At 72.3% G+C, this 21,223-nt stretch carries 14 protein-coding genes; 6 read left to right on the top strand and 8 right to left on the bottom strand.

What is annotated here, in order from left to right:
• The 6 genes from M0L44_RS19335 to M0L44_RS19310 all read right to left on the bottom strand — a co-directional run bounded on the left by M0L44_RS19335 (nucleotide 1) and on the right by M0L44_RS19310 (nucleotide 10,842).
• Nucleotides 1–3,090: a type VI secretion system Vgr family protein gene (locus M0L44_RS19335; RefSeq protein WP_252771799.1), complete on the bottom strand. Its 3,090-nt coding sequence runs from the start codon at nucleotides 3,088–3,090 to the stop codon at nucleotides 1–3.
• A gap of 223 nt (nucleotides 3,091–3,313) precedes the next feature.
• Nucleotides 3,314–5,488, bottom strand: coding sequence for a glucans biosynthesis glucosyltransferase MdoH (gene mdoH / locus M0L44_RS19330; RefSeq protein ID WP_252771797.1), 2,175 nt, complete (start codon nucleotides 5,486–5,488; stop codon nucleotides 3,314–3,316).
• A gap of 2 nt (nucleotides 5,489–5,490) precedes the next feature.
• Complete coding sequence (locus tag M0L44_RS19325) at nucleotides 5,491–7,026, bottom strand: OpgD/OpgG family glucan biosynthesis protein (protein WP_435526447.1); 1,536 nt, start codon at nucleotides 7,024–7,026, stop codon at nucleotides 5,491–5,493.
• A 306-nt stretch (nucleotides 7,027–7,332) separates the two neighbouring features.
• Entirely contained in the window at nucleotides 7,333–8,760 is a 1,428-nt protein-coding gene (locus M0L44_RS19320; protein WP_252771794.1) for a sigma 54-interacting transcriptional regulator, read from the bottom strand.
• Between the two features lie 44 nt (nucleotides 8,761–8,804).
• Nucleotides 8,805–9,404 carry a hypothetical protein gene (locus tag M0L44_RS19315; protein WP_252771792.1) on the bottom strand — a complete coding sequence of 200 codons (600 nt, stop codon included), beginning with the start codon at nucleotides 9,402–9,404 and terminating at the stop codon, nucleotides 8,805–8,807.
• On the bottom strand, nucleotides 9,397–10,842 hold the full coding sequence (locus M0L44_RS19310) for a HAMP domain-containing sensor histidine kinase (protein ID WP_252771790.1): 1,446 nt from the start codon (nucleotides 10,840–10,842) through the stop codon (nucleotides 9,397–9,399). Before M0L44_RS19310 ends, M0L44_RS19315 begins: the two co-directional genes overlap by 8 nt.
• Before the next feature lie 131 nt (nucleotides 10,843–10,973).
• Here M0L44_RS19310 and M0L44_RS19305 point away from each other — a divergent pair, with 131 nt between their 5' ends.
• The 4 genes from M0L44_RS19305 to M0L44_RS19290 all read left to right on the top strand — a co-directional run bounded on the left by M0L44_RS19305 (nucleotide 10,974) and on the right by M0L44_RS19290 (nucleotide 16,030).
• Nucleotides 10,974–12,278: a tryptophan--tRNA ligase gene (locus M0L44_RS19305; RefSeq protein WP_252771787.1), complete on the top strand. Its 1,305-nt coding sequence runs from the start codon at nucleotides 10,974–10,976 to the stop codon at nucleotides 12,276–12,278.
• Between the two features lie 90 nt (nucleotides 12,279–12,368).
• Nucleotides 12,369–13,679 (top strand): DUF805 domain-containing protein, encoded by a 1,311-nt coding sequence (locus M0L44_RS19300; protein WP_252771785.1) that lies wholly within the window; start codon nucleotides 12,369–12,371, stop codon nucleotides 13,677–13,679.
• Between the two features lie 49 nt (nucleotides 13,680–13,728).
• Entirely contained in the window at nucleotides 13,729–15,570 is a 1,842-nt protein-coding gene (locus M0L44_RS19295; protein WP_252771784.1) for an AMP-dependent synthetase/ligase, read from the top strand.
• Between the two features lie 19 nt (nucleotides 15,571–15,589).
• Nucleotides 15,590–16,030: a potassium channel family protein gene (locus tag M0L44_RS19290; RefSeq protein WP_252771782.1), complete on the top strand. Its 441-nt coding sequence runs from the start codon at nucleotides 15,590–15,592 to the stop codon at nucleotides 16,028–16,030.
• A 40-nt stretch (nucleotides 16,031–16,070) separates the two neighbouring features.
• Here the strand turns inward: M0L44_RS19290 and glpK are convergent, their stop codons facing one another.
• Both glpK and M0L44_RS19280 read right to left on the bottom strand, forming a co-directional pair.
• Nucleotides 16,071–17,567: a glycerol kinase GlpK gene (gene glpK, locus M0L44_RS19285; protein ID WP_252771781.1), complete on the bottom strand. Its 1,497-nt coding sequence runs from the start codon at nucleotides 17,565–17,567 to the stop codon at nucleotides 16,071–16,073.
• Between the two features lie 56 nt (nucleotides 17,568–17,623).
• Complete coding sequence (locus M0L44_RS19280) at nucleotides 17,624–18,391, bottom strand: DeoR/GlpR family DNA-binding transcription regulator (protein ID WP_252771779.1); 768 nt, start codon at nucleotides 18,389–18,391, stop codon at nucleotides 17,624–17,626.
• A gap of 178 nt (nucleotides 18,392–18,569) precedes the next feature.
• Between M0L44_RS19280 and glpD the strand changes: the two genes are divergently transcribed.
• Together glpD and M0L44_RS19270 are read left to right on the top strand one after the other, a co-directional pair.
• A complete protein-coding gene (glpD, locus tag M0L44_RS19275) occupies nucleotides 18,570–20,153 on the top strand; it encodes a glycerol-3-phosphate dehydrogenase (RefSeq protein WP_252771776.1) in 1,584 nt (527 codons plus the stop codon).
• Nucleotides 20,144–21,223, top strand: coding sequence for an ABC transporter ATP-binding protein (locus tag M0L44_RS19270; protein ID WP_252771775.1), 1,080 nt, complete (start codon nucleotides 20,144–20,146; stop codon nucleotides 21,221–21,223). Before glpD ends, M0L44_RS19270 begins: the two co-directional genes overlap by 10 nt.

The raw sequence follows: 21,223 nt of genomic DNA, 5'->3' as shown, positions 1-21,223 counted from the left end.
TCACACTCCCACTCGTCCCACAACCGTGATCGTCAAGGCCTCTTTGGCAAAGCTCTGCTGCACTGGCAAATGGCCACTTGCATCTGTCACCAACTCTGAAGACCATCCATCCGCTCTGGTGAGCAGAACTCTCATGTTGGCCAGAGGATCACCGGCGTCATCCACCAGTTGGAATTTCTCGTCGAAGTTCATGCTGCCCCGAGGCAACTCCGGCATCTGGATGGGCTCATTGCTGGCCCCCTCAAAACTCTTCGTCCCCGCCTTGACCGTGATGGTCCCCGGGCACTCGAAGGTGATGTTGCCGCCCTCCAGGGTGATGGAGGCGCCGCCGGCGGTGGCCAGGGTGATCTTCTTGGCTGCGGCCCAGTTGACGCTGGCGCTCTGGCTCTGGATGGCCAGCTGCTTTTGCGCGGCCAGCTGGGCGGTGCCGGCCTGGGCCTGGATGCTCAGCGGGTCCTGCCCGGCGATCAGGGTCACGCCGGTGCCCGCGGCCTGGCTGCCGGGCTGGATGGCCCCGCCCAGGATGCCGATGGCCTGGCCGGTGTGCAGGCGCCAGGCGCCGGCCACGGCCTGGTCGATGTCCTGCGCGCTGGCCTGGTGGATGTTCTCGCCGGCGGCGTAGACGATGTCGGCCGCCGCGGTTTGCAGCAGGCCGCCACGGGCGCTCACAGCGGCGATGGCGTCGGTGCTGTGGGGCAGCTTGTCGTCGCTGGCCTGGGTGTTCTTGCCGGCCGCATCGGCTTGCGCTTGGTCCGCGTCCTGGGCGCTGACCATGCCGCTGACCTGGGTGAGCCAGGCGGGGATGGGCGCTGCCTTCGGGTCGACCAGGCTCTGGCCGGCCTGGGCACTGCCCAGCTGGCCGGAGAAGGCCACGGTCTGGTGGGTGGCGGCGGCCTGGCTGAAGGTCTGGCTCAGGGTGCCCAGTTGCCGGGCCAGGGCGATGCCCGCGGCGTTGTCGCCCGCGGGCTCGGCGGCTTGTGTACCGAAGGTGCTGATGAGCAGGCCCTGGCGGGCGCGCACGGCGCCGTAGGCGTCGGTGCGCAGCTCCCAGCCGGTGCCGCGGAAGCTGCCGCGGTGGTTGTCGGCCTGGTGGATGAGGTGGCCCAGGTTGAGCTGGCTGGCGTGCTGGGTGCTGGCCAGTTGCACCCGCAGTTGCCCGTCGCTGTCGTCGAACACGAGCTGGTTGTAGCCGCTGCCGCCGAATTCCTTGCTCTTGTAGCCGGACAGGGCCGCGGCGTTGCGCTGGCCGCCCTGGCTGAGCTCGCCCGGGGCGCCGCCGTGCCAGGCGGGGCTGTTGCCGCCGCTCAGGTTGCCCTGGGCCGAGGGGCTGGCGTCGCTGCTGCTGGCAAAGCTGCTCGTGTCCGCCTCGGCCCCCTGCCCGCCCGGCGTGGCGGGCACGCCGCCCTCGCCGCGGCCGTGGTACAGGCCGCACAGGATGATGGGCTGCTCCAGGTCGTCGTCCACATGGCCCACCAGCACCTCGTGGCCGATGCGCGGGGTCCACTGCAGGCCCTGGCCTTCGCCGGCCAGCGGCTGCAGCACGCGCACCCAGGGGCTGGAGAGCCCGTTGCTTTGGGCGGTGCCCGGCGCGTTGTCTCCTTGGGCCTGTGGACTGCCCTGGAATTCGTAGCGGATGCGCACCCGGCCCAGGCGGTCGGTGTGCACCTCCTGGTCGCCCTGCGGGCTGGTGCTGCCGTCAGGGCCCACCACGGTGGCCAGCAGCGGGCCCGGCGCCACGGCGCGCGGGTAGAGGCACTGACCGTGCTCATCCACCCACAGCGGCCGCCAGGGGACGTGGGCGCGGATGGCGGCAAAGGCGTTGGCGTAGCCGCGGGCCTGGGCCTGGCGGATCAGCGCGGGCTCCAGCCACTCGGGCCAGAACTCGGCCAGCGGGTCGTGGCGGCGCCGTCCACCCCAGGGCTGGAACTGGCGCGCCAGGGTCTCGGCCAGGTCCTTGGGCAGGTTGTTGAGGCCGGCGTGGGTGAGCTCGGTGAGCAGGAACTGCTTGTCCTCTTCGGGGCGCAGCTCGTCCAGCGCGTCCAGCGGGGAATCGGTCAGCGCAAAGCGCTGGCCAGCGCTGAAGCTGCGCACCACCGAGCGGCCCAGCCAGGTCTTGTGGCGGGCTTCGACGGCCTGCTGGGCCAGGGTGAGGCTGCGCTGGAGCTGGCCGCTGTCGGCCAGCAGGGCGCCGTGGCCGCTCTCGCCCAGGCTCTCGTAGGTTTCCAGCCAGGGGGCGTTTTCGCCGCCCACGCTGCCGACGGTGGCCACCTCGGCGGCCACCAGGCGGGCCTGCTCGGGGTCGTAACGGGTGGCGCTGAGCACGGCCACGGCCTGCTGGCGTTGGCCGCCAAAGGCCTGGAGGGTGTCCTGCCCCTCCTGCACGCCGTCGCGGTGAAAGCGCACGCCGCCCCAGGCGGCCGATCCCGCGTCCTCCGGGCAGCTCTGGCTGGCCGTGCTGTCGGCGAAGAAGACGACGGCGGGGCCGGGTTGGCCGTCTTCGGACTCCTCGAAGCGGTAGGCCAGGCCTTCGCGCGCCAGCAGGCGCTGCAGGAAGGCCAGATCGGTCTCGCGATACTGCACGGTGTAGGGCCGCACGCCGGCCTGGGCCGAGGCGCCCAGGTGCTCGCTCACGCAGGGTGCCCAGCGCCAGCTGGCCCAGGCGGCATAGCGGCCGAGCACGCTGTCGATGAGGTCGGTCAGCAGGGTGTCCTGCCAGACCTGGCTGCGCAGCGCCTGGTCCAGAAAGCCCAGCCAGGGCTGGACGGTGAACTGGTAGCGCGCCAGGCCGCCGTCGCTGTCCTCGGCCGCGGCCTGCAGCACCTGGCCGGTGCGGCGCTGCTCGCTGCCGTCGGCCAGGCGGGTGACCAGGGTGAGGGGCTGACCCAGCAGGGCCTGCAGGTCCAGGCCCTGGGTTTCGCTGACGGCCAGCAGCTGCAGCTCCCAGGGGCGGCTGAGCGCTTCGCGCAGGGCCCAGGCCTGCACGTGCAGGCCCGCCAGCTCGGCGCAGGGCGAATCGAGCCGGTACAGGCGCTGCTCATCGTCGAAGAGCCCCAAGGTGCTCGCCAAGGCGCTCGTCAGGCTGCTGATCATGGTGTGCCGCCCTCCCTGGCCGGCTGTTGTGTGGACCTCGCAGCGCACGCCCACTCCACACTCGTCACACTCGCACGCCCCGGGTCGCGCGGATTCTAGGAAGGGGGTTCGGGCACTCCGTCACCCATCCGGGGGAGTTTTCATACGGGCTGTCATGCTTGTCACCAGCAGCAACAAAAAAGGGCCCCGAAGGGCCCTTGGCAGGAGGCACGGGGGCCGCAGCTCAGCGCGGCATGGCCTGGCCCGCGGTGGCGGCGTGCAGCAGGCGCAGGCTGTGCGGCTCGTTCAGGAAGTGCAGCTGCTCGGCGGCGGCGGCGTCCTGCGCGTTGCGGCTGAGCTGCAGCATGCGCTGGCGGCGGGCTTCGCCGCGCAGGCCCTGGCCGGTGTGGCGCGGGCCCACGGCCTTCATGGCCAGGGCCGCCAGGCGCGGCAGGTCCGACAGCAGCGCGGTGGCCAGGGCCGGCAGGTTGGCGTAGAGCTGGGCGTAGTGCCAGGCCTGGCGCAGCACGGCGGGCGAGCGCGCTTCTTCGGGGATGGTCAGCCAGCCGGCGTCGCGCAGGCGCTGGCCCAGCACGCCCTGGCTGCTCAGCACCGTGAAGGGCACCGAGAACAGCAGCGGCAGGCCCATGGGCAGCAGCCACAGCGTGGTGGCGGGCGACACGCTGGACACCGCCACCAGGGCCACGGCCACCACGGCGGTCAGTGGGCCGAAGCGGCGCAGTGCCTCGGTCCAGCTCACGTCGCTGGCTTCCCGCGGGGGCGACTTCCATTCCAGCGTCCAGCCGGTCAGGCCACCGATGACGAAGAGGCTGTGGGCGGCCATGCGGATGGGGGCCTGGATGGCCGACATCAGCGCTTCCAGCACCGAGCTGGCGATCAGCTGCACGGTGCCACCGAAAGCGGCCTGTTCGCCGCGGCGCAGCACGGCCCACACACCCAGCACGCGCGGCAGGGCCAGCATCAGGCCGGTGGTGATCCACAGCGTGATCACGCTGCGATGGGTCAGCAGGGTGGGCACGGTGTCGTCGTTGCTGTTCATCCAGATGCCGGCGCCCAGCACCACATAGGCCAGCCACAGCGGGGCCGACACATAGGACATGGCGCCGGTGGCCAGCATGGCGCGGTGCACGCCCTTCAGGCCCGGCTCGGCGATCAGGCGGGCGTTCTGCAGGTTGCCCTGGCACCAGCGGCGGTCGCGCTGCAGTTCGGCCAGCAGGTGCGGCGGTTGCTGCTCGTAGCTGCCTTCCAGGTCGCCCACCAGCCACACCTCGTAGCCGGCGCGGCGCATCAGCGCGGCCTCGACGAAGTCGTGCGAGAGGATCTCGCCGGCCAGCGCACCGGTGCCCGGCAGGGTGCCCAGGCCACAGTGCTTCATGAAGGGTTCGACGCGGATGATGGCGTTGTGGCCCCAGTAGTGGGCCTCGCCCAGCTGCCAGAACTGCATGCCCAGGGTGAACAGGCGGCCGGTCACGCGGCTGGCGAACTGCTGGGCGCGAGCGTGCAGGGTGGCATGGCCGCAGGCGCGCGGAGCGGTCTGCAGGATGCCGGCACGCGGGTTCTTCTCCATCAGGCGGGCCAGCGTCACCAGGGTGTCGCCGCTCATCACGCTGTCGGCGTCCATCACCACCATGTAGCGGTAGTCACGGCCCCAGCGGCGGCAGAAGTCGGCCACGTTGCCAGCCTTGCGGCGGGTGCGCAGCTGGCGCCAGCGGTAGTACACGCGGATGTCGCTGCCCCCGGCGGCCAGTTGCTCGCGCATCGTCTGCCAGGCGCGCAGCTCGGCGGCGCGCACCTCGGGGCGGTTGGTGTCCGACAGCACGAAGACGTCGAACAGGCGCTGGGCGCCCGAGGCGGTCAGCGATTCGCAGGTGGCGCGCAAGCCGGCGAAGACGGTGGTCACGTCCTCGTTGCAGATGGGCATGATGACCGCGGTGCGGGCATCGGCCGGCAGGGTCACGCCCTCGGCGTCCTGGGCCGACAGGGTGTGGCGGTCGCCCTTGAGGGTGACCCAGAAGCCCATCACCGCGGTGATGGCTCCGGCGGCCACCCAGGCGAACAGCAGGGTGAACAGGGCGACCTGGGCCAGCTCGACCACATTGGTGCCGGCGCTGGGCTGGATGCTCCAGAGCAGGCCTGCCGACAGCAGGGTGGCCGACAGCACCCAGAACAGCAGCCAGCGGCGGCGGGTCTTGGCGGCGGCTTCCCAGGCGGCGGGGGCAGCGGCGCTGCGCGCGGCGCTCTCGCGCCAGGGCGCGTCGGCCGGGGCGGTTTCGCCGCGCAGGCGGCGCGTCACGCCCAGCCAGGGCTGGGGCTTCATGCTGCCGCGGTGGATGGGGGGCATGCCCGGCGCCGCGGTGGCGCCCGACGGGGTGGTGCTCGGAGTGCGGGTGTGGGTCATGGTCATTGCGGAGGAAGGATCTGGGTCCAGGTTTCGCTCACGGTGTCGGCACCGGTGCGGAGGTAGGCGCGCAGCTCGACCGGCCGGGCCGGGTCCAGGGTCTGCACGCGCAGGGTCAGTCGCCAGGCGCCGGTGGCGTCCACGCGATAGACGTTCTGTTCGGTGATGCGGCCGGCGTCGTTGCTGCTGACCACCGCCTGCACGGCGGCGTTGTCGGGCAGGGGCTTGCCGCCCACCGTGCCGTTGAAGTCGATGACGAACTGGCGCTCGCCCGTGGCCAGCGGCGCAAAGCTGCGGCCGGCGCGGGTCTGGCTGACCCACAGGGCGGGCGGGCGCTGTTGGGCGTCGCCCTGCCAGTCGATGCGCCAGGCCAGGTTCAGCGGCTGGCCCGCGGCGGGCAGCTGGGCCGGCACCCAGTAGGCAACGATGTTGTCGTTGGTCTCGTCCGGCGTGGGCAGCTGCATCAGCTCCACGCGGCCGGCGCCCCAGTCGCCCACCGGCGTCACCCAGGCCGAGGGCCGCTTTTCATAACGGGCCTCGGGATCCTCGTAGCTGGCGAAGCTGCGGTCGCGCTGCATCAGGCCGAAGCCGCGCAGCGAGGGCATGGTGAAGGACGTGACCAGCGGCCAGCGCGGGTTCTGCAGCGGGCGCCACAGCCATTCGCCGGTGCCGCTGGCCACCATCAGGCCGTCGCTGTCGTGCACCTCGGGGCGGAAGTCGTCCTTGTTAGGCTGGTTCTCGCCGAACTGGAACATGCTGGTCAGCGGCGCGATGCCCAGGATGCGGATGGGCTGGGTGGTCTGGCGCAGGAAGACGCGCGCCTGGACGTTCACCGCGGTGCTCTGGCCGGGCTGGATGTCGAAACGGTAGGCGCCGGCCACGCGCGGGGAATCCAGCAGCGCGAAGACGGTCAGCACCTTGGCGCCGGCCTCAGGCCGCACGACCCAGAAGTCGGTGAAGCGGGGGAATTCCTCGGGGCCGCTGCCGCCGGCCGAATCGACCGCCAGGCCGCGGGCCGACAGGCCGTAATGCTGGCCGGCGCCCAGGGCGCGGAAGTAGCTGGCGCCCTGGAAGACGATCAACTCGTCCTTGTAGGCGCTGCCGTTGAGCGGGTAGTGCACGCGAAAACCGGCGTGGCCGATGTCGCCCCAGGCGGCGGGCTGCAAGGCGGTGTTGGCGCCGTAATCGAAGTCCTCCGGCCGGTAGGGCAGCGCGCGTTCGCCATCTGGCGACAGCTCGTGCATGCGCACCGGCTCGGTCTGGTACTTGCCCAGGTGGAAGAACATCAGCTCGAAGGGCAGGCCCAGGCTGCGCCAGACGGCGTGGTCGGGCCGGAAGCGGATGTCGCGGGCCTGGTCGTAGCTCAGGTCCTTCAGGGCCTGCGGAGTGCGGCTGGGCACCGGCGCATAGGGCTGGCCGGCCAGGCTGCGGGCCCGCTCGCCCAGGCGGTCGAAGAAGGGGGCGACGACGGCCGCCGCGGTGGAGGCCGCGGTGGGCGCCGTGGGCACGGCGGAGGAAGCCGCGGGAGCGGCCGCCATCTGCAGAGGCGCCGGCGTGGCCTCAGGGGCCGCGGCACGGGCACCGGCGTGGGCGGCCAGCAGCGCCACCGCCAGCAGCAGCAGCATCCGGCGGGCCGGGCTGGGGGCGGTGGAGAAGCGGCGGACAGGTGCAGTCATGCCGCTGACAGGGCAAAGCCCGTGCCAGACGGAAAAGTCGTTTCAAGTCAATGACTTGCGAACCAACGCCCAGCCCAACCCCGGTTTTCAGGGGCAAAAGCGTCGCCGATCAGCGACAGGCTTTTTCGCTGCAGCGCAACAATTCAGCCAAGTGCCTGATACACAAGGCTATTTGTCCTGTCGCTCGTCGGCGACAGGGGCCCCGCCCTCGTCGCCATCCGGCGACTCGCCGCGGAACAGGCCGGGCGTGAGGCCGTGCTTCTGCAGCAGGCGGTAGAACTCGGTGCGGTTGCGCTCGGCCAGGCGGGCGGCGTCGGCCACCTGGCCGTCGGTCAGCTTGAGCAAGCCCACCAGGTAGTCGTGCTCGAAGCGGCGTTTGGCCTCGGCAAAGGGCAGCACCTCCACCGTGGGCACCCGCAGCGCCCGCTGCACCAGGCTCAGCGGGATCAGCGGCGCGGTGGCCAGCGCGCAGAGCTGTTCCACCACGTTGTGCAGCTGGCGCACATTGCCCGGCCAGGCGGCGGTCGTCAGGGCGCTCAGCGCGTCGGGGGCAAAGCCGTTCAGGCGCTTCTGGTACTTGGCCGCCAGGCGCTGCAGGAAGTGCTGGGCCAGCAGCGGGATGTCCTCGCGCCGCTCGGCCAGCGTGGGCAGGGTCAGGGTGACGACGTTGAGCCGGTAGTAGAGGTCCTCGCGGAACTCGCCGGCGGCCATGGCCGCGTCCAGGTCGCGGTGGGTGGCCGAGAGGATGCGCACATCCACCGGCACCGTCTGCTGGGCGCCCACCGGGCGCACCTGGCGCTCCTGCAGCACCCGCAGCAGCTTGACCTGCAGCGCGGGCGGCATGTCACCGATCTCGTCCAGGAACAGGGTGCCGCCATCGGCACTCTGGAACAGGCCCCGGTGGTTGGCCACCGCGCCGGTGAAGGCGCCCTTGACGTGGCCGAAGAGTTCGGACTCCAGCAGGGCCTCGGGGATGGCGCTGCAGTTGACCGCCACGAAGGGGCCCTTGGCGCGCGGGCTGGCGCGGTGGATGGCATTGGCCAGCAGTTCCTTGCCGCTGCCGCTTTCGCCGCGGATCAGCACCGAGGCATCGCCCGCGGCCACCAGCCGGGCCTCGGCCAGCACCTCGTCCATCACCGCCGAGCGGCTGACGATCTCGGCGCGCCAGGCCTCGCCGGCCTCGCTGGCATGCGGGGTGGCCGCGGCTGACACGGCCAGGGCCCGGTCCACCGCGGCCATCAGTTCCTGACCGTCGAAGGGCTTGGTCAGGTAGCTGAAGACGCCGCGCATGGTGGCGTCCACCGCGTCAGGGATGGTGCCGTGCGCGGTCAGCAGGATGACCGGCAGGCCGGGGTAGCGGGCCTGGATGGCATCAAAGAGCTTGAGCCCGTCCATGCCGGGCAGGCGCACGTCGCTGAGCACCAGGCGCGGGCGCGCCAGCTCCAGCCGGGCCAGGGCCTCTTCGGCGGTGGCCACCGCCGTCACCGCGTAGCCGGCAGCCCCCAGGCGCAGCGACAGCAGGCGCAGCAGGTCGGGGTCGTCATCGACCACCAGGATGGGGGTCTTGGTGTCGCTGGAGGTCGCGGAGGTGGGCATGGGCGTTCCTCGGGGCCGGCTCAGGGCGTCTTTCGGGCGGAGGCTCAGGGCCGCTTGGGCCCCAGCGAGCGCTCGATGGCCTTCAGGGCCTCGAGTTTCTCGCTGAGCTGGTCGATGCGGCGCTGGCTGTCGCGCAGCTGCTGGGCCAGGCGGTCGGACTGTTCCTCCAGCCGGCGCTGCTCGGCCGCCCGGCCGGCCAGCAGCCGGGCCCAGGGCGCCCAGGCCGCCGCCTCGTCGCCGCTGGCCTTGCCCACGGCCTCCAGCAGGCCTTGCGCGCGGGCGGCGTCGCCGGGGTTGCGGGTGTGCAGCAGCGCCAGGCCCAGCTCGACCTGGTGGGCCGGCGTGGGGGTGTCGGCGCTCAGGCGGGCGATGCGGGCGGGCAGCGGCTCGCCGGTCGCATTGCGCAGCTCGTCCTGCCACTGCAACAGGCGGCGGCCGCTCAGGTCGCGGTCGCTGTGGGTGGGCGCAGCGACAGGCAGCTCGCAGGTCGGGGCCGACGCGCTGGCCTGCGGCGGCTCGGCCGCGGGGCCCTCGACAGGCGGGGGCGGCAGGGTGTCGCAGCCGGACAGCGCCAGCAGCAGGCCCAGCAGGCAGAGGGCCCATGCCGGGGCGGGGCGGCGGAACAGGAAGATCACGTCAGACATGGGGAGCTCGGGGTGTGCGGGTGTCGCCCAGGGGCAGCAGGATACGGAAGCTGGCGCCGCCCGGGCCGGGCTGCAGCGCCACGCTGCCACCGTGGGCGGCCACCTGCTCGCGCACGATGGACAGGCCGATGCCGCTGCCGCGAGGTTGGTTCTCGGGCTGCAGGCTGCCACGGAAAAAGGGGTCGAAGATGTGCTCGCGGTCGGGCTCGGCCACGCCCGGGCCGCTGTCCTGGATCTCCAGCGCCGCCTGCTCGCCCTCGCGCCAGAGCCGCCAGCGGATGGTGCCGCCCTCGGGCGTGAAGCGGATGGCGTTGATCATCAGGTTGCCCAGGGCCATGCCCAGGCGGTCGGGGTCGACCGGCGCCTCCAGGCGCTCACCGCCCGAGACATCAACCGTGATGTGGCGGGCCTGCCAGCTCAGGCGCTGGGCCTCGACCACCCCTTCGACCAGGCTGCGCAGCCGGGTGGGCCGGCGCTGCAGGCGCTGGGCGTCGAAGGCGGCGGCGTTGTAGCGCAGCAGGTCCTCGATCTGCTGCTGCAGCACCGCAGTGTTGTGGCGCAGGATGCCGACGATCTCGGCCTGTCCGGCACTCAGCGGCCCGCCCACGCCCTCCTGCAGCAGCGAGGCGCCCTCGCGCAGCGCGGCCAGCGGTGTCTTCAGCTCGTGCGAGGTGTGGCGCAGAAAGCGGTCCTTGTCGGCGTCGGACTCGATCAGGCGCCGGCGCAGCCAGTCCAGCTGGTGGCCCAGGCGGGCCAGGTCCGAAGGGCCGGAGATCTCCACCGGCTCGGCCATGCGCCCCTCCCCCAGGGCGGTGATGGCGCGGCCCAACTGGCGCAGCGGCCGGGTCAGCCACAGGCCGAAGGCCAGCGCCGCCAGCGCCACCACCACGATGGCCACCGCCACCTGGCGCACCAGACGGGCCCGCTGGGATTCCAGTGCGTCCTGCACCGCCTGGTTGCGCTCGGCGATGCTGCGCTGCACCTGCACTGTCAGGCGCCGCGTGCCTTCGCCCAACTGGTCGAAGCCCTGGCTCAGGGCCTGGTCGCGCTCGGGCGAGCCCAGGCCGGCGTCGTCCAGCAGGCGGCGGATCTGGCCGGCCGCCGACAGCCAATGGCGGGCCTGCGTGGCCGTCGGCTCGAAATCGACCAGGGGCTGCATCGCGTTGCGGGCCTCGCGCACCGCGGCGTCGTAGCGCTGGCGCAGCGCCGGGTCGCCCAACACCAGGTACTGACGGGCGGCGCGCTCCATGTCAGTGGCCCGGTCGCCCAGGCCGCTGACGGCCAGGTTCAGCACCACGGCCTGCTGGGCCGCCTCCCGGCTCTTGGCCATCAGCCCCTGCAGCGCCTGCAGGCCGCTGAGCGACACCGCGCCGAGCGCGGCGGCGGTCAGCACGAAGGCCAGCAGCAGCAGTTGGCGAAAGGAGGTGCGCAGGACCAAGGCAGGTGGGCTCCGCCATGGAGCAGAGTGAAGCAGCCGGCAGTGTAGGCCGGCCGCGCCGGCCCAGGCGTGACCAAGGGCGACGCCGACTTGCGACAATGGCCCCCACATCCGCATTCACCCCCCTTCCCATGCAACAGCGTGTCCTGACCGGCATCACCACCACCGGCACCCTGCACCTCGGCAACTACGTCGGTGCCCTGCGCCCGGCCATCGCCGCCAGCCGCGAGCCCGGCGCGGAGAGCTTCTTCTTCATGGCCGACTACCACGCGCTGATCAAGTGCGACGACCCGGCCCGCATCGAACGCTCGCGCCTGCAGATCGCCGCCACCTGGCTGGCCGCCGGCCTGGACACCGAGCGCGTGGTCTTCTACCGCCAGAGCGACATCCCCGAGATCCCCGAGCTGTGCTGGCTGCTGACCTGCGTGACCAGCAAGGGCCAGATGAACCGGGCCCATGCCTACAAGGGCGCGGTGGACGCGAACACGGCGGCTGGCGAAGAGCCCGATGCCGGCGTGACCATGGGCCTGTACTGCTACCCCATCCTGATGGCCGCGGACATCCTGATGTTCAACGCCCACCGCGTGCCGGTGGGCAAGGACCAGATCCAGCACATCGAGATGGCGCGCGACGTGGCCACCCGCTTCAACCACCTGTTCGGGGCTGGCGAGGAGTTCTTCGTGCTGCCCGAGGCGCAGGTGGACGAGACCATGGAGCTGCTGCCCGGCCTGGACGGCCGCAAGATGAGCAAGAGCTACGACAACGTCATCCCGCTGTTCGAGGGCGGCGAGAAGGCGCTGCGCGAGGCGATTGCCCGCATCGTGACCGACAGCAAGCTGCCCGGCGAGCCCAAGGACCCGGACAGCGCCCACCTGGTCACCATCTTCGACGCCTTCGCCACGGCCGAGGAGCGCGCCGCCTTCCGCGCCGAGCTGCGCGCCGGCCTGGCCTGGGGCGAGGCCAAGACCCGCCTGTTCGAGCAGATCAACCGCCAGATCGGCCCGATGCGTGCGCGCTACGACGCGCTGATGGCCCACCCGGAGGAGATCGAAGCCATCCTGCAGAAGGGCGCCGAGCGCGCCCGCGCCCTGGCCCGGCCGCTGCTGGACCGCCTGCGCCACGCGGTGGGCCTGCGCCGCTTCCAGCCGCTGGCCGCCAGCACGGCGCCGGTGGCCAAGGCCAAGGCCGCCCTGCCCGTCTTCAAGCAGTACCGCGAGGCCGACGGCCAGTTCTACTTCAAGCTCAGCGCCCACGACGGCCGCGTGCTGCTGCAAAGCCAGGGCTTTGCCGGCGGCCGGGAGGCCGGCGAATGGGTCAAGCGTCTGAAGCTGGAAGGCGCCGCCGCCCTGGCCGGCGCCCCGGTGGCGCTGGGCGAGGGGGTGCTGGCCGACGAGGTCGGCCAGGCCCTGACGGCCCTGCAACAGGCCGAGGCTTGATCTGGATCCAACCCAGCCCCCCGCACAGGGGATTGCCGAAGCGACCCTTGCCCCCTAGCCTGCGAGGCGCATCAACACCCTGAGGGGCCCATGGATACTCCGGTTCGGCTGGTGTTCGCCGGCACCGTGCGCGATGGCTTCGATCGCGCGACCGTCCAGCACAAGCTGGGCGCCTGGCTCAAGCTCGACGGCCCCCGGCTGGACAAGCTGTTCTCCGGCCGCTCGGTGGTCATCAAGCGCGGCCTGCCGGCCGAGCAGGCGGCGGCCTGGGTGCAGCGCTTTGCGGCCCTGGGCGCCGAGCTGAAGGTCGAGCCCGACACCCCGATGCCGGCCAGCGTGCGCCCGGCCCCGACACCCTCACCCGCCCCCGCCCCGGCAGAGCCGGGCCTCTCGCTGGTCCCCACCGAGCCTGCGCCCGCCCCGGCGCAGCCGGAGCCGCCCATGCGCCTGGCGCCGGACCCCGCCGCCCTGGACGAGGTCACCTGCCCCACCTGCGGCGAGCGACAACCGCGCCGCATCCTGTGCCGCCAGTGCGCCACCGACATCCCCCGCGCCCTGGCCGCCCAGGAGGAACGACGCGCCGCCGACCGGGCCGAGCGCGTGGCCGCGGCCCGGGCCCGGCGGGGCCTCAAGCCCCTGCCCGACCCGGCCGCCGAGCGCTTCGTGACCGAGGACGAGGTGCCCCTGCTGGGCCGCAGCTTCGATGGTCGCCTGGGCCGCATGAGCTACCTGGCCGGCAGCCTGATGGCCTGGGCCGGCATGGCGCTGAGCCTGTTCCTGCTGATCAAATGGCCGGGCTGGATGACCGGTGCGCTGCTGCTGGGCGTGGTGATCTGGGTCATGTTCTTCAGCTGGCGCCTGACCACGCTGCGCATGCACGATTTCAACCGCAGCGGCTGGTGGGCCCTGTTGTTCGGCCTGCCGGTGATCGGCCCCATCCTGAGCATCGTCATCATGCTGGTGCCGGGCGACGAACACCCCAACGACTACGGCGAACCCCAGCGCGAGCGGCACTCGGGTCTGGCCATCGCGGCGGTGATCGTGCTGGGCCTGTCGGTCAGCCTGAGCCTGCATGCGGCCAAGCGCTGGGGCGAGCGCATGGCCGACGACGAGGAGGAGGCCCAGGCCGAGCAGGCCAATCTGCCCAAGGTCACGCTCGAGTCGGTGCTGGGCAGCCCGGGGGCGGTGCGGGCCTTCAACCGCGAGTACGTGACCGGGCGCGGCCACCGCGCCTTCGCCCGCTCGCCCAGCGGGGCCGCCTGGGGCTTGCGCACCGAAGCCGCCTCGCCCGACGAGGCCGCCACCGACGCCCTGCGCCAGTGCAACAGCCGCCGCCCCGAAGGCGGGGTGGCCTGCCAGCTGGTGCACCTGGACGAGGACTGGGTGCTGCCGGAAAACTGAGTCCCTGCCCTGGGCCGGGCCGGGGCGAGCGGTCACAATCAGACTCGCCATGAGTCCTTCCTCCCTCACCGCCCCGATCACCGACGTCTCCACCCTGCCGGCCCTGCTGACGGCCCGCGTGGCCCTGTCGCCGCAGGGCGAGGCCTATCGGGCCTTCGATCCCGCCAAGCAGCGCTGGGAATCCATCAGCTGGGCCCAGGCGGGCGAGCGCGTGGCCCGCTGGCGCGACGCCCTGGCCGCCATGCCGCTGCCCGAGGGCGGGCGGGTGGCCATCCTGCTGCCCAACGGCCTGAACGCGATGAGCATCGACCAGGCCACGATGGCCCTGGGTCGGGTGCCGGTGCCTCTGCACGCCATCGACAACCCGGGCAGCATCGGCTACATCCTGGCCGACAGCGCCGCCTCGCTGCTGGTGCTGGAGACGCGCCGCCAGTGGGAGGCCATCCTGCACACCGGCGCCATCCTGCCGGCCCTCAAGGCCGTGGTGGTCACCGGCGACGCCACTGCCAGCCCCGAGGACCTCTCCCGCCTGCCCTCGGCCCATGTGCCGGTGCTGGGTCTGGCCGAGTGGCTGGCCGCGGGCGTGCCCTCGGCGGACCGCCCCGGGCCGGGCCCGGAAGACCTGGCCGCCATCGTCTACACCTCGGGCACCACCGGCCGGCCCAAGGGCGTCAAGCTGACCCACCGCAACGTGGTGGCCAACCTGAACGCCGTGCTGCAGTGCGTGGCCCCCACGCCGCAGGACCGCTTCCTGTCCTTCCTGCCGCTGTCGCACACCTTCGAGCGCACGGTGGGCTACTACCTGCCCATCGCCACCGGCAGCTGCGTGGCCTACGCCCGCTCGGTGGGCGAGCTGCCCCAGGACATGCTGATCCAGCGGCCCACCGTGCTGGTGTCGGTGCCGCGCATCTACGAGCGGGTCTACGCCAAGCTGCAGGAGGTGATGGCGGCCTCACCGCTCAAGGCCCGGCTGATGAACTGGACGATCGCGGTGGGCTGGCGGCGCTTCCGGGCCCGCCAGGAGCTGCCGCCGGACGCCGACGGCGCGCCGCGCCTGCTGGACGCCCTGGTCTGGCCGCTGCTGTCACTGCTGGTGGCGCGGCCGGTGCTGGCGCGCTTTGGCGGACGCATCCGGGTGGCGGTCAGCGGTGGCGCGGCCCTGCCGGCCGCGGTAGCCCGCACCTTCCTGGGCCTGGGCCTGCCCATCATCCAGGGCTACGGCATGACCGAGACCTCGCCCATCGTCTCGGCCAACCGGCTCGAGAGCAACGACCCGATGAGCGTGGGCCGGCCGCTGCCGGGCGTGATGGTGCGCATCGGCGAGAACCGCGAGCTGCAGGTCAAGGGCCCTTCGGTGATGCAGGGCTACTGGCACCGCGACGAGGACACCACCCGGGTGCTGACGCCCGACGGCTGGCTGGGCACCGGCGACCAGGCCGAGATCCTCGACGGGCGCATCTACATCCGCGGCCGCATCAAGGACATCATCGTCACCTCCACCGGCGAGAAGATCCCGCCGGTCGACCTGGAACAGGCCCTGTGCGAGGACCCGCTGATCGCCCAGTGCTGCGTGGTGGGCGAGAACAAGCCCTTCATCGGCGCCCTGGCGGTGCTGCACGAGGACGAATGGCGTCGCCTGGCCTTCAGCCTCGGGCTGGACTGGCAGGACCCGGCCAGCCTGCGCAGCAGCGTGGCCCACGAGGCGGTGCTCAAGCGGCTGGCCCAGCGCGCCGCCGGCTTCCCGCGCTACGCGGTGCCGCGGGCGGTGGTGCTGAGCCTGGAGCCCTGGACGATCGAAAACACCATGCTCACGCCGACGCTCAAGCTCAAGCGCCAGAACCTGATGGCCCGCTTCGAGAACGAGCTTCAGGCCCTGTACGCACCGCGCTGAATTCGCGCGTTCAGAGCCCATGCTGCTGGTTGTCTTCTCCGTCCTGACGCTGCTGGCCCTGACCACGCTGGTGCACTACGAGGTGCTCAGCCGCGTCGACGCCCTGCTGCCCCGGCTGCGCATTCCCAGCCGCAGCAAGCTGCTGGTGGTGATGCTGGCCGCCTTTGTGGCCCATGCCCTGGAGATCGCGCTCTACGGCCTGACGCTCTACGCCCTGCAGCGCTTGCAACTGGGCAGCCTGACCGCTTCGGGACGCACCGAGTGGGGCAGCAGCCTCTACTTCTCGGCCGAGACCTTCACCTCGCTGGGCTTTGGCGATCTGGTGCCGGTGGGCCCGCTGCGCCTGCTGGCCGGGGCCGAGGCGCTCAACGGCCTGGTGCTGATCGGCTGGTCGGCCTCCTACGCCTACCTGGCGATGGAGCGCTTCTGGCGCGAGGCGCGGCCCTCGGCCGACCGCTGAGCCGCGGGCCCGCTCAGCCCGCTCAGCCCGCTCGACCCGATCAACCCGCCATGGCCTGGCGCACCGCCTGGTCCCAGCGAGCCATGCGTTCGCGGGCCTGCTCGCGCGGCAGCGTGGGCTCGAAGCGGCGCTCCACCCGCCACTGGCCGGCCAGGGCCTCGGGCCCGTCCCACACGCCGGTGGCCAGGCCGGCCAGGTAGGCCGCCCCCAGCGCGGTGGTCTCGACGACCGCCGGCCGCACCACCGGGATGCCCAGCAGATCGGCCTGGAACTGCATCAGCAGGTCGTTGACGCAGGCGCCGCCGTCCACCCGCAGCTCGCTGACGGGCTCACCGCCGGCGGCCACCACGTCCTGGCTCATGGCCTGCAGCAGCGCCGCGCTCTGGAAGGCGATGCTCTCCAGCGCGGCACGGGCAATGTGGGCCACGGTGCTGCCGCGGCTCAGGCCGACGATGGTGCCGCGGGCCTCGGTGTCCCAGTAGGGCGCGCCCAGGCCGGTGAAGGCGGGCACGAACATCACGCCGCCCGCATCGGGCACGCTCTCGGCCAGGGCCTGCACCTCGGAGCTGGCGCTGATGGCGCGCAGGCCGTCGCGCAGCCACTGCACCACCGCCCCGCCGATGAAGACACTGCCTTCCAGCGCGAACTGGGGCCCCTGGCCCGGCGCGGCCGCGGCGGCCGTGGTCACCAGGCCGTGGGTGCTGAGCTGGGCCCGGCCGCCGGTGTGCAGCAGCATGAAGCAGCCGGTGCCGTAGGTGTTCTTGGCGATGCCCGGGCCGAAGCCGGCCTGGCCGAACAGCGCGGCCTGCTGGTCGCCCGCCATGCCGGCCACCGGCACGGGCGCGCCCAGCAGGTGGGACTCGGTCTGGCCGAACAAATGGCTGCTGGGATGAACCTCGGGCAGCGCTTCCGGCGGCAGGCCCAGGGCCTGCACCAGGGCCTCGTCCCAGCCGCCCTGGGCCAGGTTGTACATCAGCGTGCGCGAGGCATTGGTCACGTCGGTGGCATGCACCCGCCCGCCGGTGAGCTGCCACAGCAGCCAGCTGTCCACCGTGCCAAAGGCCAGCTCGCCGCGCGTGGCGGCCTCGCGCACGGCGGGCACATGGTCGAGCAGCCAGCGCAGCTTGCTGGCCGAGAAGTACGGGTCCAGGCGCAGCCCGGTGCGCTGGCGCACCTGGGGCTCCAGCCCGGCTTCGCGCCAGGCGCTGCAGATGCCCTCGGCCCGGCGGTCCTGCCAGACGATGGCGCGGTGCAGCGGCTCGCCGGTGCGGCGGTTCCAGACCACCGTGGTCTCGCGCTGGTTGGTGATGCCGATGGCCCGCAGCTGGCGGGCCTCCAGGCCGGCCCGCGCCAGGGCCTCGCGGGCGGTCGCCCACTGGCTCTCCCAGATCTCCATCGGGTCGTGCTCGACCCAGCCGGGCTGGGGGTAGATCTGGCGGAACTCGCGCTGGGCCATGGCGACAATGTGGCCGCGCTCGTCGAACACGATGCTGCGCGAACTGGACGTGCCCTGATCCAGGGCCAGGATGTGGCTCACTGCGTGTCTCCTTGTCTTGTGCTTCTGTGGCGTGGCGCGCGGGCCGGACGGACGGCTCAGGGCGCGGCCAGTTCCAGCTGCACGCCCGCCTCGGCCAGCAGGGCCGGGAAAGGCTCGGGCGGCGCAGCATCAGTGAACAGCAGGTCGATCTGGTCGACCCGGGCCAGCGCCACCATGGCCGGGCGGTTGAACTTGCCGTGGTCGGCCACCAGCCAGACCTCGCGGCTCTGCTCAAGGATGACCCGCGCCACCATGACCTCCCGGTAGTCGTAGTCGCGCAGCGAACCATCGGCTTCGATGCCCGAGATGCCGATGATGCCGATATCCACCTTGAACTGGCGGATGAAGTCCACCGTGGCCTCGCCGACGATGCCGCGGTCGCGGTGGCGCACCACGCCGCCGGTGACGATGACCTCGCAGTCGGGGTTGTCGGCCAGGATGCGCGCCACGTTCAGGTTGTTGGTGATGACCCGCAGGCCCTTGTGCTGCAGCAGCTCGCGGGCCACCGCCTCGTTGGTGGTGCCCAGGTTGATCAGCAGCGAGCAGCCGTGGGGCACCCGCGCCGCCACCGCGCGCGCGATGCGCCGCTTGCCCTCCGCGTTGAGCGACTCGCGCTGGCGGTAGGCGATGTTCTCGGTGGTGGAGTGCGGCAGGCGCACGCCGCCATGGAAGCGCGCCAGCAGGCCGGCCTCGGCCAGCAGCTTCACATCCCGACGCACCGTCTGCAGCGTGACGTTGAAACGCTCGGCCAGGGCTTCGACCGTCACCGCGCCACGGGCACGCACCTCGTCCAGCAGCTGGGATTGGCGGGGATTGGGGGTCATGGATGGCATTGTCACCGCCCCAAAACGAAAGCAAACGATGAAATCCCCATTGCAAACGAACACCGCTTTAGTTAAAACGAAAAAATAAGAACAAGCGCGCACCCTTCCGGTGCCCGCTCAACCCAGGAGACACCGCTTGCCCAACGCCTCGTCCGCACCGGCGACCCCCGGTGACGCCATGGCTGCTGCCCCGCTGGACTGCGACGTGCTGGTCGTGGGCGGCGGCATCAATGGCTGCGGCATTGCCCGCGACCTGGCCGGGCGCGGCTGGCGCGTGGTGCTGGCCGAGCAGGACGACCTGGCCGCGCACACCTCATCGTCGAGCACCAAGCTGATCCACGGCGGGCTGCGCTACCTGGAGTACCGCGAGTTCTCGCTGGTGCGCAAGGCATTGCAGGAACGCGAGGTGCTGCTCAAGAGCGCGCCGCACATCATGTGGCCGCTGCGCTTCGTGATGCCGCACGACCCGGCCATGCGCCCGGCCTGGCTGATCCGCCTGGGCCTGTTCCTGTACGACCACCTGGCCCGCCGCGAGGTGCTGCCCGGCTCGCACGGCGTGGACCTGCGCCAGCACCCGGTGGGCGCGCCGCTACAGGACCGCTTCACCCGCGGCTTCGTCTACTCCGACGGCTGGGTGGACGACGCCCGCCTGGTGGTGCTCAACGCCATCGACGCCCGCGCCCACGGCGCCCAGGTGTTCACCCGCACGCGGGTCAGCCACGCCCAGCGCGACGCCCAGGGCTGGCAGGCCACACTGACCCTGGCCGACGGCCGGCGCTGCCCGGTGCGGGCCCGCGCGCTGGTGAACGCCGCCGGCCCCTGGGCCGAGAGCTTTCTGCGCGAGACCGCCCGGCCCGCCGGCCAAGAGGCCCTGGCCACCAAGAGCCTGCGCCTGGTCAAGGGCTCGCACATCGTCGTGCGGCGCTGCTTCGAGCACGACCACGCCTACATCTTCCAGAACCCGGACAAGCGCATCATCTTCGCCATCCCCTACGAGCGGGACTTCACGCTGATCGGCACCACCGACCAGGAGATCCACGGCGACCCGCGCGGCGCGGCCATCGCCGAGGACGAGATCGCCTACCTCTGCGCCCAGGCCAGCCGCTACTTCAAGCGCGCGGTCACGCCGGCCGACGTGGTGTGGACCTATGCCGGCGTGCGACCGCTGCTGGACGATGCCTCGGGCGACCCCTCGGCCGTCACGCGCGACTATCTGCTGGAGCCCAACCGCGAGGGCGCGCCGCTGCTGAGCGTGTGGGGCGGCAAGATCACCACCTTCCGCAAGCTGGCCGAGGATGCCGCCACCGAGGTCGGCCAGATGCTGGGCGAGGCCCGCCGGCCCTGGACCGAAGGCGCCTTCCTGCCCGGCGGCGACCTGCGCGACTGGATCGGCCCGGCCCGCCGCCCGGACACCGACTTCGAGCGCCTGGTGCAGACCCTGGGCCAGCGCCACCCCTGGCTGCCGGGCCCGCTGGCGCGGCGCCTGGCGCGGGCCTACGGGGCCCGGGTGGGCGCGCTGATCGGCCAGGCCCATTCCCTGGCCGGGCTGGGCGCCGAGGTGGCGCCGGGCCTGTACGAGGCCGAGCTGCGCCTGCTGCAGCGCGAGGAATGGGCCCAGGACGCCGACGACGTGCTGTGGCGGCGCAGCAAGCTGGGCCTGCACTACACCCCCGAAGAACGCCAACGCGTGAGCGACTGGCTGCGATCGCACCCCCACCCCGAGAACGACGGAACCGACATGAAGGTGAACCCATGCAGCTGACGCTGGAAGGCATCAGCCAACGGGTCGGGGCCGCGCCCTGGCTGTACGAGATGGACCTGGCCCCGCAGCCCGGTGCCGTGACGGTGCTGCTGGGCGCGACCCAGGCCGGCAAGACCAGTCTGATGCGCATCATGGCCGGCCTGGACGCGCCCAGCACCGGCCGGGTGCGCGTGGACGGCCAGGACGTGACGGGCCTGCCGGTGCGCCAGCGCAATGTGGCCATGGTCTACCAGCAGTTCATCAACTACCCGTCGATGACGGTGTACGACAACATCGCCTCGCCGCTGCGGCTGGGGGGCCGGCCCGCGGCCGAGATCGACCGCCAGGTGCGGGCCCTGGCCGAGCGGCTGCACATCGGGGTCTTCCTCGAGCGCCTGCCGGCCGAGCTCTCCGGCGGCCAGCAGCAGCGCGTCGCACTGGCCCGGGCCCTGGCCAAGGGCGCACCGCTGATGCTGCTGGACGAGCCGCTGGTCAACCTGGACTACAAGCTGCGCGAGGAACTGCGCGAGGAGCTGTGCCAGCTCTTTGCCAGCGGCCAGGGCACCGTCGTCTACGCCACCACCGAGCCGGCCGAGGCCCTGCTGCTGGGCGGCTGGACCGCGGTGATGGACCAGGGCGAGCTGCTGCAGTACGGGCCCACCGCCGAGGTCTTCCACCACCCGCGCTCCATCCGCGTGGCCCGGGCCTTCAGCGACCCGCCGATGAACCTGCTGCCGGCCCTGGCCACCGAAGGCGGCCTGCAGCTGGCCGGCGGCCCGGCGCTGGCCCTGGCCCTGCCCCCCACCGACCTGCGGGAGCTGACCGTGGGCGTGCGCGCCAGCGCGCTGCGCGTGGCCCCGCGTGCGGGCGACGTGGCCCTGGCCGGCACGGTGGAGCTGGCCGAGATCTCCGGTTCCGACACCTTCGTCCATGTGCTGACCGCCGTGGGCGAGCTGGTGGCCCAGCTCACCGGGGTGCACGAGTTCGCGCTGGGCGCCCCCATCAGCCTGCACGTCAGCCCGGCGCAGGTGCATGTCTTCGACGCCCGGGGCGAGCTGCTGCTCGCGCCGCAACGACCGGGAGGGTGCTGA

Source organism: Ideonella oryzae, from assembly GCF_024055665.1.
Taxonomy (GTDB): domain Bacteria; phylum Pseudomonadota; class Gammaproteobacteria; order Burkholderiales; family Burkholderiaceae_C; genus Ideonella; species Ideonella oryzae.
Note: the sequence above shows the minus strand (reverse complement) of the source record. Positions and strands in the feature narration are given on the sequence as shown.